Origin of the sequence: Ohtaekwangia sp. (genome assembly GCF_036786105.1) — a bacterium.
GTDB lineage: Bacteria > Bacteroidota > Bacteroidia > Cytophagales > Cyclobacteriaceae > Ohtaekwangia.
Genome location: NZ_DAIQRQ010000013.1, coordinates 84875 through 100728, shown reverse-complemented (window position 1 = coordinate 100728; position 15854 = coordinate 84875). Strand labels below are relative to the sequence as shown.

The window sequence follows — 15854 nt, the reverse complement described above, 5'->3', positions numbered from 1 at the left end:
AAAATATGGAGAGGTTATTAAATCATCTTCAACTACTATAATCTTACCATGTTTATTTACAACACTGGTAACGCCATCAATTATACTTTCCGCTAAACCAATATTATCTGTTCTCTTTTTACAGATTACTTCCTTAAAGCCTTGAATCCCCTTGACCACTTCATCCACCTCTGCAATCTTTTGGAGCTGTTCGGGTGTAGATTCTTTTTTGGGACCATCCTGAAAAACATATAACATCGAATCTTTAGCCAGGGTATTTTTAGCCAAAGCCTCCAATGTCTTTGCCGTATGAGAGGGCCTGTTATATACGAATAAGGCTATGGGGGCAAGATTCTCCATTCGTTATGTTCAACATTTCGGACTATAAACGAAACATTTTTTTTGCAAAAAGCTTCATACGTTTTTTTATAGAAGCTTTGGTTTTCTTTACTAAAAACCGGACATCACTATCTGAAAGCAAAGCCGTTAATCGCGCCGGAAGAACCGCGGGGTTACCACCATTCTTTTTCAAAACTCCTTCGGCCAGGAAACGTGCGCATGCACAAATCTGCTCCTCATTTTGTCCGTACTCTTTCATCAGATAAAGCGTATCGATGATACTCTCCATGAGAATAGTTTCCTTTCCTTCTTCTTTTATACCCCAGAACAGTTCATTCTCCCACGTGTGCACCGCCAGCGGCTTGGCTATATATCCCTGCTTCTCGCTTAACAGTCCCATTAAAAACATCGTGGGGTACCACAGAAATTTTTCGTCTTCAAAAAACTTTGCTGGTATCTTCTCTCTTTTAAAGCAACATCCGGTAAGAACATGAGCAGATTGCCACAATCTTGCCCGGTCTTCAACATTACCCGAAGCAAGTACTTGCGTCTCTTTCAGATAGCTGTAATTGAAAGCTGACTTGGATTTTTCAGTATAAAAAATGAGATCTGACTTAAATGAATCTATATTTCCATTGGCCTTCACAAATTCAATCACCTCATCAATACTATCGGGGAATAAAAAATCATCATCTGTAAGGAGAAATATATAATCTCCTGAAGCAGCTTTAAGTATCTTGTAGAAATTAGCTACCGGCCCTACGTTCTCAGGGTTTCTGCTATAAACAATTCTTTTATCATGAAAATCGCCGACAACTTCAGGTGTATTATCAGTAGAGGCATTGTCTGAAATGATAATCTCAATGTCATTACCCGGATATGAAATTACTGAGCGTATACATTTCTTCAGATAGGCAGATCTGTTATAAGTCGGTATACAAATTGAAAGCAATGGTGCCATGATTCTTTTTTTTCTGCTTATCAAAATATAGTCATCTAACCATGGTTCTGGTCGCTTCCGTGTTACAAAATGTATTTATTACTTTATTCATGTATTCGTAATGTTCAACATTCAGCCCCGGCCATACCCCAAGCCAAAAGGAATCATTCATAATCTTATCGGTGTTATCGAGGTTGTTTAAAATTCTATACCGGGTATTTTTATAGGCCGGCTGCTTGATGAGATTACCTCCAAACAAAAGTCTTGTTCCTATTTTGTTTTGCTCCAGATATTCAACCAGTCTGTTGCGATTTATTCTGTCTGCATCTCTAATGGTAATCAAAAAACCAAACCAGCTTGGGTTAGCATGTTCAGTTGCTTGTGGAAGAATAAAATGCTCTTCTAATGGCTTGAGCAAATTATATAGCATCTGGTGATTCTGTCTTCTCTTTTCCACAAACGTATCAGCTTTTGCAAGTTGACTCAAGCCTATTGCAGCCTGTGTGTCGGTTGCTTTTAAATTAAAGCCTATATGTGAATAGGTATATTTATGATCATATCCATCAGGAAGATCACCCAGCTTTTGAGCGAATCGCTGCCCACAGGTATTATCTTTTCCCGGGGCGCACCAGCAATCTCTCCCCCAGTCGCGGAAGCTCTCAACAATTTTCTTGAGCTTGGCGTTGTTAATCAGTACAGCGCCACCCTCGCCCATTGTAATATGGTGCGCCGGATAAAAAGAAAGTGTTGCCAAATCACCAAACGTACCGGTCTTCTTATTTCTGTAGGTAGCCCCCAGCGAGTCGCAATCATCCTCTATTACCCAAAGATCGTACTTCTTGGCTATACGCATTACCTCATCCAGGTTAAAGGGATTTCCCAACGTATGCGCCACCATAATCGCCTTCGTCTTCTCCGTTACGGCACTTTCAATATCTTCTGCTTTTATATTATAGGTTGGAATATCTACATCGAGAAACACGGGAACACATCCATACTGAATCATCGGATTGATGGTTGTTGGGAAACCGGCTGCAACGGTAATGATTTCATCGCCAGGCAAAATGGCATCGGCGCCCAATTTAGGAGACGTTAATGTATAGAAGGCAAGAAGATTGGCTGATGAACCTGAATTTACCAGCACCGAAAACCTGGATCCAAAATAGTCAGCAAGCTGCCGTTCAAAATCATCGGCAAAACGTCCAGCAGTCAACCAGCCGTCCAGCACCGCTTCCACTCCGTATAGTATATCTTTCTCATCGAGTACCTTACCAGTTACAGGAATATAATCACTGCCGGGCACAATGACCTTGTTTATCTTTTGCCTTACCTTATTTAAAAGATAATCATTGGATGCAAGCTCCTGATCTAATTGAATCATTTGATTTTTATATTTACTTAATTATGTTCCTTCCATTTCCATCGGCTTTGCAAATGGCTCCATCTCTGTAAGTGGTTTTCCAAAAGCAATCTTTGGATAGGTATTGGTGTATGGATCGATCATTACCTGTAGCAGCGCGGGCTGTTCTTTGTTTTCCTCACTCCACATCCATTGCATCGCTGCATCGATCTCTTTCTCTTCGGAAATGGTTTTGGCAATAATACCATAAGCCACAGCCACTTTTTCAAAATCAGGTGCACTATATCCCCAGTAGGTAGATTGATGCCGTGATTCAAAGTATGAATCCTGAAACTGTCTGATCATACCGAGATTCCGGTTGTTCATAACAATAATTTTCACAGCAAGCTTATTTCTAACAACTGTCTGTAATTCCTGTATGTTAATCTGCATGCACCCATCCCCTACAATTACTACAACGGGGCTTTCGTTAAGGGCCAAACAAGCACCAATGGATGCCGGTAACGCAAATCCCATAGCGCCCATGCCTCCCGAAGTAAGGAAAAGTTGATCGTTGTTAATCTCTAATGATTGAGCGGCCCACATCTGATGCGCTCCTACATCAACAACAAATGCACCCGCTGATGAAGATGCACGCGAAACCTGGTGCATAAACTTGTTGGGATTAATGCCCTTTGCTTCTTTCAGCTCTTCGGTATCAGGCCACTTTGATTTCAGCGACTGAATATGCTCAAGCCAGTTAACTTCAATTTTATATTGCTTGCTATGATATTTTTTATTGAACGAAGCGAGAAAGTTTTTAACATCTTTTACTATCGGTACACAACCTTTTACCCTGTTATTTATCTCGCCGTTTTCACAGTCTATATGATAGATCTTTCTGTTCGCGAAAAAAGCAGTATCCGCACCGGTTTGTCTTATATCCAAACGACTACCGGCAACGATTAACAAATCGCATTCACCTAAAGCAATATTTGCCCATCTGTTTCCATAGCTTCCTATAAAGCCTACACGTTGCGGATGATCAAATGGAATTACATCTATTCCCAGCAATGTGGTAACAACCGGTATATTGGTAATGTCAATAAACGAGGAGAGTTCTTTACGCGCAAATGCCGCGCTTACCCCCCTGCCAATTAATAATAACGGTCTTTTGGAATTACTTAAATCCAGCGATAAATCTTCCAGTATACCTGCATCACAGTCTGCAGCATCCTGCTGCTGCATGGGTAAACTTTCTTTGTCGACTTCGAGGTTGAACCGTTGCACATCCATCGGTATGTCAATTAAAACCGGGCCGGGTCTTCCCTCCCGGGCAATGGCAAAAGCTTTCTCAAAAACATAGGGCACCTCTTCTGCACTTTCTATTTTGAAACACGCCTTCGTAACAGGTTTCGCCATTGACACAATATCTGTTTCCTGAAATCCCAACTGGCGTATTTCTCTGGCTCCCTTTTGCTCATGACGGTTAACCTGTCCGGTTATAAATACAGCCGGGGAAGAATCGAAATAACAACTCGCTATACCGGTGAGCAGGTTGGTTGCTCCGGGGCCACTGGTTGCTAATGCCACTCCGGGAATTCCGGTCACTCTTCCAAAGGCATCGGCCGCAAACGCAGCACTTTGTTCGTGATGCATCGTAACGATTCTTATACTGGTTGACTGACTTATCGAGTCGAGCAGGTGCGTGATCATTCCTCCAGAAAGTTCAAAAACATGACTAACACCTTTCTGCTGAAGGAACCAGGCTATATAATCAGATATTTTCATGTTATCGTTTTTAAGCAGTAAACCGCTTTATTTTTTCAGCATGCTTCTCCGGATGAAGAAAGAAATAATTGGTCTCAAGCGTGCTCTCGTCTACAACACCAAAAGTGTGCAGTTTGCCATGGTCTAATGTGAAGCATTGGTAACCGAACTGCGACAAAAATGCAATAATGTCGTTAGGGTGATAATTGAACTTGGCTGTCCACTTTCTCAACATCTCAGAAAAAATGATCGGTAAATTTTCAGCTATTGTTTTTTCCGCCCCTTTAAATACCATCAACTCCGCTCCTTCCACGTCACACTTTATAAAATCAATTGTCAGTCTTTGTTCACGATTGTAATCATCGATTGTATTTACCTTGCAAGTGACTTCCTTAATGGTGTTGCTTCCGGAAACGTTTTTCATACTGGCGTTTGCTGATAATGCAGGATCATAGAAAAACGAAAATGAGCCCGGCTTATCTGAAAAACCAAAATCAAAAGAGTTTATATTGGATATATGGTTCAATGCAATATTCTTCACAAGCTGGTGGTATGTATCCGGTATCGGCTCAAATGAAAATATCTTTGCCTTCGGAAATCGTGACGCTATATGTATAGCATACCAGCCATAATTTCCACCAACATCGAAAATAGTAAAATCGTCATCCATTAAATTTACTTGCATCTGCAACTCCTCCTGCTCATACGAGCCAAAGTTGAGAGCATCAAATGGTGCCAGTCGTTTATCGTTTGAAGAACAAAACATCTTTACACCTGACGATCGAAAAGTCATTACAACTCCTTCATCATTCAGCTCTATTTTATCAATATCTGTCTGTTGAAGCAAAGCCGGATACTCAAATAACAGGGAATGCTTGTCAAACATCTTATCGATATATTCCCATTTGTTCAGCTTGCCTTCAGCAAATGTTTTTTTGATTTGCAATAAACTCACAGTTATTAATTTAATTTTAAAAACAAACTTAATCCAAGAAACTTAAAACGGTTCTCCGAAATCCTTCAGCTGCAGAGATGCCAGGAGACCAACCCAGTTTTTTCATCTTTGAAATATTGGGAGCGCTTCTGGATACTGTGCTCTTGGCATATACCTGCATATTGTCTTTATCCAATGTAACTTCTGTTTTTATGCCTAACTCTGGTTTGATATTTACCATCAGATTGGCAAGCTCGCGTATGCTATACTCTTCGTGTGGATTTCCTACATTATAAGCCTGTCCATTTTCACCATGCAACAAAACAAGCAGAAACGCTTTGGTAGCATCTTTCAGATAGCAGAAGGCACGTCTGGCAGATCCGTCACTCTTGAGAATGATATTCCTTCCATTCACCACGTTGCCTACAAAATCGGCAAAGACCCTTCCATCCTCTAATGACATACCCGGGCCATACGTATGAAAGGGTCGAACAATTTTAGCTTTTACACCATACTGATGAAACCAACTAATGCAAATGTTTTCTCCCATCCGTTTGCTTTCTGCATAGCACGATCTGACTTGCGTTGGATCCAAATATCCAAAAGTATGTTCTTCTATAGGAATTTGATTTTCAAGTACCTCACCATAAACTTCTGATGAGCTGAAGAATAGAAACGACTCTACATTTTTATTATATGCGAGCTTAACCAGATTGATTGTTCCCAGGACGTTGGCATTTAATGTGCCCACCGGATCTGTATTGAAATACTTCGGGCTTGCCTGGCTGGCAGCGTGAATGATGAAGTCTATATTTTGTTCCGTTTCAAAGACATCACATACATCGTGCTCTATAATAGAAAGAAATTTATACTGACGTAAATGAGAAAATCTCGCCAACGCCTTTTCTCCATTTCTGACAAGAGCAATTATTTTTACATTTAATCCAACGTTTTTGATATTAAGATACGACAAAGTTTCAACAATATAAGCCGGAAGAAATCCGCTGGCACCCGAAACAAGCACCGTCTTATTCCTGAATTTTTCCCAATCAGGAAAATCCGCTATCAAACTTTCAATATCTTCTTCTATAATACTATTCACAGCTATAATAAGCTATAATTTGGAATACGTCATAATTTGATCTCTCGTGAGTTCCCGAACGAGCTCCCTATTTTCGTAAAATGCTTTGTACCATTTTATAGTAAGCGCTACGGCTTCTAACGCATTCATTTTAGGTGCCCACTCTAATTCTGCCCTGGCTTTACTTATATCCAACTTCAGTAGCCCCGCTTCATGTCGCTGATCTGCCAATGTTGTTATTTCATATTCACCACCTGCCCATGACGAAATTGCCATTTTTACCATTTGTTCAACCGTAAGAGAATCATTCGATTCCGGGCCGAAATTATAGGCCTGACAAAATTGTAATGGCGTCTGAAAAAGTCGTGCCCCCAGAAGTAAATATCCCGATAGTGGTTCTAAAACATGCTGCCATGGTCTTACTGCATGAGGATTTCGAATAGATATTTTCTGACCTCGTCCTAAAGCCATCGCTATATCTGGCAATAGTCTGTTTTTCGCCCAATCTCCCCCTCCAATCACGTTACCGGCACGCGCTACGGCAATTGCTTTCTGATGAGTTTTAAAATTTCCAGTGTTAAAAAAGGAATTACGATAAGAATCAATAATCAATTCTGCACAAGCTTTACTGGCGCTGTATGGATCATAGCCTCCTAATCGATCCGTTTCCCGATAAGGATAAGTCCATTCATAATTATAGTAAACTTTATCGGTAGTAATAAGAATAACTGCACATGGCTTATCTAAAGCGCGCACGGCATCTAACACATTCGCAGTTCCGAGTGCATTTACTTCAAATGTATCTACCGGTACTTCATAAGACAAGCGCACAAGAGATTGAGCAGCGAAGTGAATTATGAAATCGGGCTGAAAAGAGTTAATGGACTGACGTAGCTTATCTTTGTCGCGAAGATCTCCTATTACTGAATCACATAATTTTTGCCCTTCTATCAGATTGAATAAATCATCTTCATTTTCGGGTGAAAGGGCGTAACCTTTAACTTCAGCACCCAGTATATGCAGCCACATCAATAACCAGGCACCCTTGAAACCGGTATGCCCCGTCAAGAAGACTTTTTTTCCTCTGTAAGCCTGCTCTATAATTTGTAAATGCCCTGTCATCTTACCATTTTTTCCAAGGTGCATTGCCAGATTCCCATAAAGCCTCAAGCTCCTGTTTGTCGCGAAGTGTATCCATAGGCTTCCAGAAACCACTGTGTTTGAATGCCATCATTTGATCGTTCTTTGCCAGGTTTTCCATAGGCTCTCTTTCAAATATAGTTTCATCACCTTTAATGTAATCAAACACCTCAGGCTGACAAACAAAAAAGCCACCGTTTATCCACGCTCCGTCTCCCTTCGGTTTTTCCATAAACGATTTCACCATATTATCCTCCGATAAATTCAAGGCTCCAAATCTTCCCGATGGCTGGACAGCAGTAACTGTCATCAGCCGCTTATGATCTTTGTGAAACCTGACGAGTGCATTGATATCAATCTCGCCGACACCATCTCCATATGTCAACATAAACGGTTTACCTTCTGTATACGGCTTAATTCTTTTAATTCGACCTCCTGTCATTGTTTCTGTACCGGTCTCAATTAATGTAACTTTCCAGGGCTCTGCAGAAGTGTTGTGTATTTGAGTTGTATTGTTGGTAAAGTCTATTGTTATATCAGACTCATGCCTGAAGTAATTCGCAAAATATTCTTTTATAAGATACCCCTTATAGCCGAGACACACTACGAATTCATTATAGCCATAAGACGAGTAAATTTTCATGATATGCCACAAAATAGGTTTGCCGCCTATTTCTACCATAGGTTTAGGCTTCAATACTGTTTCTTCACTTAAACGCGTACCCAGTCCTCCTGCCAATAATACTACTTTCATCGTAACCGTTAATTATAGATTTGATACTCGGCCTCCATAACAGCTCCCTTAATTGACCGTATAACACGATCTTTTAACCAAAAATCTGTTGACATTACAGATAGCTCCCCCGCATTTTCAATGACATCACAAAAATCTGAGGGAGATGTTGATGAATAAGATGAGAATAACTTAATAGAATATTCCCCCCCTCGCAACATTAAACGATGTATTACCAAATGAATTTCCCTTTTTCCATTTTTCACAATCGTCTTTTGCATCTCATCGGAGACAAAAAATGAAAGTTGCTGACCAAACTCGTTGCTAAACTCTATATTTATAATCAACAGGTCGGTATTAAAATCGGGAATTGAGCAATCGTATTCCAAAATTATTTTAAACGCTTGACCTGTAAACACTGAGGCTATATCCTCATTTTTAAGATTGGTAAATCTTATATCGGTAAATTTCAAATTTCCATTACCGATTCTGTCTGTTCTCTGTGCAAGCGGTATCTTCAAAGTTTCTTCGTTATGGAGGTATCTGGTTACTACATCTTCAATGGAAGACTTCATAACAACCGTACCGTTCTTCATAAAAACTCCATTTGTACACAACGACTTAATAGCACCCATGTTATGGCTTACAAACAAGACGGTTCGTCCCTGTCCCCGGCTCACGTCCTGCATTTTTCCCATTGCCTTTTTTTGAAACTCAGCATCTCCTACAGCCAAAACTTCGTCAACAATTAATATCTCCGGGTCGAGGTGTGCCGCTACTGCAAAAGCTAATCTTACATACATACCGCTGCTGTATCGCTTCACAGGTGTATCTATATATTTTTCAACTCCGGCGAAATCAACAATCTCATCAAATTTACTTTTGATCTCTCTTTTCGTCATTCCCAGAATTGCCCCATTAAGAAATATATTCTCTTTCCCGGTAAGTTCCGGATGAAAGCCTGTGCCCACTTCCAGCAGGCTGGCAATACGTCCTTTAATCTTTATATTCCCGGTTGTTGGTGAGGTAGTCCTGCTTAATATTTTCAACAGCGTGCTTTTGCCTGCTCCATTGCGCCCTACTATTCCCAATACTTCGCCCTGCATTACATCAAAAGACACGTCTCTGAGTGCCCAAACATATTCGCTGTCACCTTTTCGGGTTCTGTCATTTTCTTCACCAATTCTCAGGTAAGGATCTTCCTTACCTCGCATTTTATGCCATAACCGGTTAACATCATGCGCAAATGAACCTGTACCTATCTTCCCAAGTCTATATTGCTTGGATATATTCTCTATTCTTATTACTGCGCGGCTCATGGTCTTATAATTCAGACTGTATCAATAAAACTTTTCTCGATCTTATTAAACAAAATAACACCTATAAACAGTACTATCATCATAAAACCAAAACTGTAAAGTATATCTATATATGTAAAAGTACCCTTTCCAAATAAGGCATAACGAAAAGATTCAACAATGGGAGTCAGCGGGTTTAATCGCACTATCCAGCCAAAACCCTGCTGCTTTAAATAGGATAGCGGATAAACAATTGGTGTTCCATACATCAGCAGTTGAACAGCAAAAGTAAGCAGTACAGTAAAATCCCTATATTTAGTTGTCAGAGAAGAAACTATTATACCTAATCCCAATGTTATTCCGCCGATTAGCAACAAAATAAACGGAATAAGTAACCAGTTAAACGAAATGCTTATGGGATATCCGTTAAAAGAAAACCATATCATTGTTGTTATCAGAAGTAAAAACTGGATACCAAACTTTACCAGGTTCGAAATCAATATCGATAATGGTGTGACTATTCTTGGAAAATATACCTTGCCGAAAATATTAGCGTTACTAACAAAAGTATTTGAAATATTATTGAGACAGACCGAAAAATAATTCCAGAGAGTTACTCCTGAAAGGTAGAATACAATCGGATGGATACCATCTGTCGGCAACTTGGCAATGCGGGAAAAAACGATAAGAAACATTATACTGGTCAATATGGGTTGAATAAAATGCCAAACCGGACCGAGTATTGTTTGCTTATATAACGCTACAAAATCTCTCCTGACAAACAGGAGCATCAAGTCGCGATACCGCCAAATTTCGGCAAAGTCAATGTATAGAATACTTGACTTAGGCTTTATTTCCAAATCCCATTGTTCCTCGTTATCTGTCATTCTGATTCTCTATAGTAAACTCCAAGAAAAATATGTATGCGATTATCTACTCATGTTACTCATGATAATTGAGTACTCTGAATCCTCCCTGTCTCAGCAGGCTTTCACGCCTCATTAAAGACAGATCAGCATCTACCATCTCTTGCAATAGAGAGTTTACATCATGTTTTGGATTCCAGCCAAGTATTTGCTTTGCTTTACCGGGGTCACCCAGTAACAAGTCTACCTCTGTAGGGCGGAAATATCGCTCATCAATAGCAATCACCTCGTCTCCTACCTTAAGAGCGCAATCTTCCGCCACATTATGCAATTGGTCTACGATGCCAACTTCGTTTACTCCAGTTCCTTTAAAGGTGATAGAAATTCCTACGTGCGCAAACGAGCGTACCAGAAATTCACGCACCGATGTAGTAGCGCCTGTTGCGATCACGTAATCATCTGGTTTCTCCTGCTGCAAAATCAAATGCATCGCTTCGATATAATCTCGCGCATGCCCCCAATCTCTTTTAGCATCGAGATTACCCATGTATAGTTTTTGCTGCAATCCTAAAACAATACGGGCTACTCCCCTGGTAATTTTTCGCGACACAAACGTTTCTCCCCTCAACGGAGACTCATGATTGAATAATATACCATTACATGCATACATATCATATGCTTCACGATAGTTAACCGTTATCCAATATCCATAAAGTTTCGCTACAGCATAGGGAGAACGCGGATAGAAAGGTGTTGTTTCCCGCTGGGGTGTTTCTTGTACTTTACCATATAACTCAGATGTTGAAGCTTGGTAAATACGTGTCTTCTGCGTCAATCCAAGTAATCTTACAGCTTCCAATATACGAAGTGTACCTATAGCATCGGTATTGGCTACATATTCCGGCATGTCGAAACTCACCCGCACATGGCTCATCGCCCCAAGATTGTAAATTTCATCAGGCTGAATTTCCTGAATCAATCGTATAAGATTGGTGGAGTCTGTCAGATCACCAAAATGAAGCTTCATCCGGGCTCCCTTATCGTGTGGGTCCTGATAAATATGATCTATACGCGCGGTATTAAATAACGAAGAACGTCTTTTTAGACCGTGAACTTCATATCCTTTTGCAAGCAGATACTCCGCCAGATATGCGCCATCCTGCCCGGTTATACCGGTAATAAAAGCCTTTTTCATTTTACCTTGCTATATGCTAGTTGATTCTTTAAAAAGTCGCGATAAGTCTTTTCAATCCCTTCCTGAAGAGAGACTTTATGTTGAAAACCCAAAGCATGTAACCTCGAACTATCCATCAATTTTCGAGGGGTACCATCAGGTTTCGTTGTATCAAATACAATTTTTCCCTGGTAGCCAACGATCTTTGCGATAAGTTGAGCCAGATCAAAAATAGAAATCTCCTGGCCTGTACCTATATTGATCAGATCGGACTCCTCATAATGAAGCATGAGAAAATAACAGGCATCCGCCAGATCATCTGAAAACATGAATTCACGCAGCGGGCTTCCGGTGCCCCAAATTGTTACTTCTTCTCTTCCTTCTTCCCTGGCTTCGTGAAATCGTCTTAAGAGTGCCGGTAAAACATGCGAATTTTGAGGATGATAGTTATCTCCATAACCATACATATTGGTAGGCATAGCAGAGATAAACCGGCAGCCATGTTGCCGCATATAGGCCTGACATAGTTTAATGCCTGCTATTTTAGCGATCGCATAAGCCTCATTGGTTGGTTCTAAATATCCCGAAAGCAGGCTACTTTCCTGAATGGGCTGCGGAGCAAATTTCGGGTATATGCAGGATGATCCCAGAAATAAAAGTTTCTTTACACCCGTCTTATAGGATGCATGGATAACATTAGACTGGATCATTAAATTATCGTATAGAAAATCAGCCGGATACGTGTCGTTCGCCAGTATGCCGCCAACTTTTGCAGCGGCTAAAAAAACGTATTCCGGTCTTTCATTCTCAAAAAATCTATTCGTAGCAGCCGTATCACGAAGGTCAAGTTCTTTGCTGGTTGCACCTAAAATATTTGTATAACCATTCCGTTGTAAGCATCGCATTATAGCGGAACCAACCATCCCTCTATGACCTGCAATATATATTTTAGCACTTGATGGTATATTCATAACTTCATTGCTCCTTAATCTGAATAGTAACCATGATTATTACTTCTTCTTTTATTACCATAACCATAGTTATAGCCATAACCGTAACCATAGCCATAACCAGCTCCGTATCCGTATCCCATCCCCGACTTCCTCAGATCGTTGAATAAAATACTTATGTTTGCCAGTTTACCTGAACTGTAATGTTCATCTAACGCCTGCACTGCTGCACGTGGAGTATAGTCCTGGCGAACAACATATATGGTATGATCAGCATACCTTGATAGCATGAAGGCGTCAGCTACATAGGATAAGGGAGGAGTGTCTACAATAATAAAATCAAATGTACTTCTCAGGTCAGTGATTAATTTATCCATTGAGGGACGAAGTAGCAATTCACTGGGGTTGGGAGGCATTGGTCCTCCGGCAATCAGAAACAGATTGTCAATTTTGGTTTGTTGAATAACTGCATTCAGTTCCGCCATTCCCGACAGGTATTGGCTTAACCCTACATCATTACTTAAAGCAAGATCATCGAACAGTTTTGGCCTGCGCAAATCAGCTCCAACAATAACAGTCTTCTTACCCGCCATGGCTAGTACACATGCAAGATTCAACGTGGTAAACGTTTTCCCTTCACCGGGAATCGAAGACGTAACCATAAAAAGCAAATTGTTCCGGTTGCCTGTAAAATAATTCAGATTCGAGCGGAGGGCGCGGAACGACTCAGCCATACTGGAACGCGGCTTACTATAAACAATAAGATTATTATCACCAGGATTATGACCAATGCCTCCGATAACAGGCACTTGTGTATTCTTTTCAATATCTTCTTTTGATTGTACCCGATCATTTAATAGTTCGGCAACCACAAATCCGCCCAGAGGAAGTATAAGTCCAATGGCCAGCATGATCATATAATTCTGATCTTCCTTTGGAGATACCGGTCCTCCGGCGAGCGGATGATTCACCACGACTATATCTGAAGTAGTCGATGCTTTTGATAACCCTGCTTCAGTTCTCTTTTGCAAGAGAAAGAGGTATAGATTTTCTCTCAGTCCATAACTACGTTTAATATCTGCAAATTCGCGTTCAGAACTTGGCAGCTTGGAAAGCTGCTCGTACACAATTTTAATCTGGTCTTCTATAAACTTAATATTTATAGTCTCGGTTTTGCGAGTATTATCAATTGTTTTAAGTATGTCTGCTTTTACTTGTTCTATTATAATAAGTTGTTCTTTGTAGAGTGGATTCTCTTCTCTTCGGGGTACTCCCTGGTAACTACTTATTTTTGCTTTTGTCTCAATTAACTTAGTAATCAACTCGGAGATGATTTGATCATTTATTCCCACGCTGGTTGGAGTAAATATACCCTCGTACTGCTGATTCGTGAGTAAGGTGACTACGTATTTATAATAGTTTTCCTTTAACCGAAATTGGAACTTCTGTTCCTCCAGCTCCTGAAGTTTTAAGTACAGCCTGCTTGTTTCAGCGTCCATGGCTGTAATTATATTCCTGTTCTTAAAATTTTCAATTTTATCCTCAAGCAGATTGAGGGAGTCGCCCATTACGGCTAATTGCTGATCCAGAAACCTGATCGCCATGGTGGCTACCTTATTTTTTTTCTCAACGTCATACTCCTGGTACTTTTCTATGAATTTGTTGAGAAATACTATTTCCTTCTGTGGCACAGATCCCTTCACTTCTAAATTGACAACCGAAGCTCCTGCCTGGACATATGCTGCAGACAATCTGGTTGAGTAACTTCTCGCCAAAGAAAAAGGGTCATTAAATCTAACCAGCAAAGTAGTGTTAACAAGATTTCTGAGTTTCTCTTTATTGTTGACACTTAATAATATACTGTATCCATTTATGCGTACAGTATCGCCAAATTTCAAATTGTCAAACTTTTTAATGCTTGATTTAGGATCATTAAAAAGCAACTCTAGCTTATATGTATCTGTACTTTGAATCGTTAGATTTATCGATCTGCCGTATGGCATATGGGAGCCCTGAAGTATCTTAAATTTAATCGGGAAATCAAGTTCATAGTATTCCGTTGTTTTAATGCTCCCTTCCTTAAAGTAAGAAACATCGAAATTGAGTTCTTCAATTACATTTTGAAGCAACGGATAAGACTTCATAATGAACAACTCATTTGAGAAATTCCGGGTTGGGTTTATCAGCTCATTCTTATACAGGAATTTAGATCCCGCATTCTCTGCATTTTCCAATATTATAATAGATGCACGAATCGGATAAATTCGTGTGCTATAGCGATTCACTAAATAGGCGACTACACTTGCTGCTACTACTGACAATAAAATGATATACCAATATCGTATGGCTCTGGCGAGCACTCTTTTAAAATTAAGATCAATCCCTGCTTTTTTAGGGGCGTCCATCCCTATTGAAGGTGATTGCTCAAAAATCTGTTCCTGATTCAAGGTTATCGGGTGCTAAGGTTTACAATAAAGAGTATAGTAGATATCGTTGCTGTGATCAAAGCCAGGTTTGAAGCAAAATATTTCTTGAACGGTCTTTGACGTAACGGAGGCACTATTATAACATCGTTCTGTTGAACATAATAAAACGGAGACTCAATATAGTCTTCCTTCAAAAGATCAACATAAAATATTTTCGATTCACTTCCCGATTGCCTTACTACCTTAACGTAGCTCCTGTCTGCAAGCTCCGTTAGTCCACCGGCAAGGCCAATGGCTTCCATCATTGTAAGCCGTGTATTACCGGATACAATGGTACTTTCAGAATTAACTTCCCCAAGAACAGTATATCTGAAATTCAAGAGTCGTACTCTGACCACAACATCGCGCAAAAATTCAGATGCAATTTTCTTGATGGAGTCTTGAGCTTGAAAAACGGTAAGACCTGAAACTTTTATTTTTCCAACAACGGGATATTCAATGTGTCCATTCGCATCCACTATAATACCTGCTAAAGCAGAGCTGGAAAGGCTTGTCCCCCCGGCTGCTCGCGGCATTGCCTTTGAAAAAAAATCATAGTCTTCACCAGTAAGACTTTGAAACTGTATGTTAAGATTATCCAGAGGCTGAATACGATATTCTTGTATCTGCATTGCATGAGATCTTAATATCGTATCACGAGGCGTCTCTTTTCTTTTTTTCAAATCTTCCTTCTGCAGGTAAACCAGTTTTCTGTTGGGAACACAGGCGCCTAAAGTGAGGATCAATACGCCTAAGACCAGCCAAATTCGATTCATTTATTAATGTTATTACCGTATTTTAAGGGGTAAATATACAGTTATTCACCTATTTTCAACTCCGGTTCAA

Annotated in this window: 13 protein-coding genes and 1 pseudogene; all 14 read right to left on the bottom strand. The window is 40.1% G+C overall.

Going from position 1 to position 15854, the window contains the following annotated elements:
• Nucleotides 1–339 (bottom strand): annotated as a pseudogene (locus V7Q33_RS08715) (hypothetical protein); the annotation flags it as partial.
• Between the two features lie 22 nt (nt 340–361).
• Nucleotides 362–1279 (bottom strand): glycosyltransferase family 2 protein, encoded by a 918-nt coding sequence (locus V7Q33_RS08710; RefSeq protein ID WP_333819589.1) that lies wholly within the window; start codon nt 1277–1279, stop codon nt 362–364.
• A 31-nt stretch (nt 1280–1310) separates the two neighbouring features.
• Nucleotides 1311–2639, bottom strand: coding sequence for a lipopolysaccharide biosynthesis protein RfbH (gene rfbH / locus V7Q33_RS08705; RefSeq protein WP_333819588.1), 1329 nt, complete (start codon nt 2637–2639; stop codon nt 1311–1313).
• A gap of 21 nt (nt 2640–2660) precedes the next feature.
• Nucleotides 2661–4388: a thiamine pyrophosphate-binding protein gene (locus V7Q33_RS08700; RefSeq protein WP_333819587.1), complete on the bottom strand. Its 1728-nt coding sequence runs from the start codon at nt 4386–4388 to the stop codon at nt 2661–2663.
• A 10-nt stretch (nt 4389–4398) separates the two neighbouring features.
• The gene (locus tag V7Q33_RS08695) at nt 4399–5322 is read right to left on the bottom strand and encodes an FkbM family methyltransferase (protein ID WP_331976428.1); all 924 of its coding nucleotides are present in this window, start codon (nt 5320–5322) and stop codon (nt 4399–4401) included.
• Between the two features lie 28 nt (nt 5323–5350).
• On the bottom strand, nt 5351–6403 hold the full coding sequence (locus V7Q33_RS08690) for an NAD-dependent epimerase/dehydratase family protein (protein ID WP_333819586.1): 1053 nt from the start codon (nt 6401–6403) through the stop codon (nt 5351–5353).
• Nucleotides 6404–6415: 12 nt separating this feature from the next.
• Nucleotides 6416–7528 carry a CDP-glucose 4,6-dehydratase gene (gene rfbG, locus V7Q33_RS08685; protein ID WP_333819585.1) on the bottom strand — a complete coding sequence of 371 codons (1113 nt, stop codon included), beginning with the start codon at nt 7526–7528 and terminating at the stop codon, nt 6416–6418.
• Nucleotides 7506–8276, bottom strand: coding sequence for a glucose-1-phosphate cytidylyltransferase (gene rfbF / locus V7Q33_RS08680; RefSeq protein ID WP_333819584.1), 771 nt, complete (start codon nt 8274–8276; stop codon nt 7506–7508). Before rfbF ends, rfbG begins: the two co-directional genes overlap by 23 nt.
• Before the next feature lie 8 nt (nt 8277–8284).
• Nucleotides 8285–9574, bottom strand: a complete 1290-nt coding sequence (locus V7Q33_RS08675) for an ABC transporter ATP-binding protein (protein ID WP_333819582.1) — start codon at nt 9572–9574, stop codon at nt 8285–8287.
• Between the two features lie 11 nt (nt 9575–9585).
• A complete protein-coding gene (locus V7Q33_RS08670; protein WP_331976418.1) occupies nt 9586–10440 on the bottom strand; it encodes an ABC transporter permease in 855 nt (284 codons plus the stop codon).
• Nucleotides 10441–10495: 55 nt separating this feature from the next.
• Nucleotides 10496–11614 (bottom strand): GDP-mannose 4,6-dehydratase, encoded by a 1119-nt coding sequence (gene gmd / locus V7Q33_RS08665; protein WP_331976416.1) that lies wholly within the window; start codon nt 11612–11614, stop codon nt 10496–10498.
• Nucleotides 11611–12558 carry a GDP-L-fucose synthase gene (gene fcl / locus V7Q33_RS08660; protein ID WP_331976626.1) on the bottom strand — a complete coding sequence of 316 codons (948 nt, stop codon included), beginning with the start codon at nt 12556–12558 and terminating at the stop codon, nt 11611–11613. Before fcl ends, gmd begins: the two co-directional genes overlap by 4 nt.
• A 20-nt stretch (nt 12559–12578) precedes the next feature.
• Nucleotides 12579–14990 (bottom strand): polysaccharide biosynthesis tyrosine autokinase, encoded by a 2412-nt coding sequence (locus V7Q33_RS08655; protein WP_331976414.1) that lies wholly within the window; start codon nt 14988–14990, stop codon nt 12579–12581.
• Between the two features lie 2 nt (nt 14991–14992).
• Nucleotides 14993–15691 carry a polysaccharide biosynthesis/export family protein gene (locus V7Q33_RS08650; protein WP_333819581.1) on the bottom strand — a complete coding sequence of 233 codons (699 nt, stop codon included), beginning with the start codon at nt 15689–15691 and terminating at the stop codon, nt 14993–14995.
• Nucleotides 15692–15854: the final 163 nt, after the last annotated feature.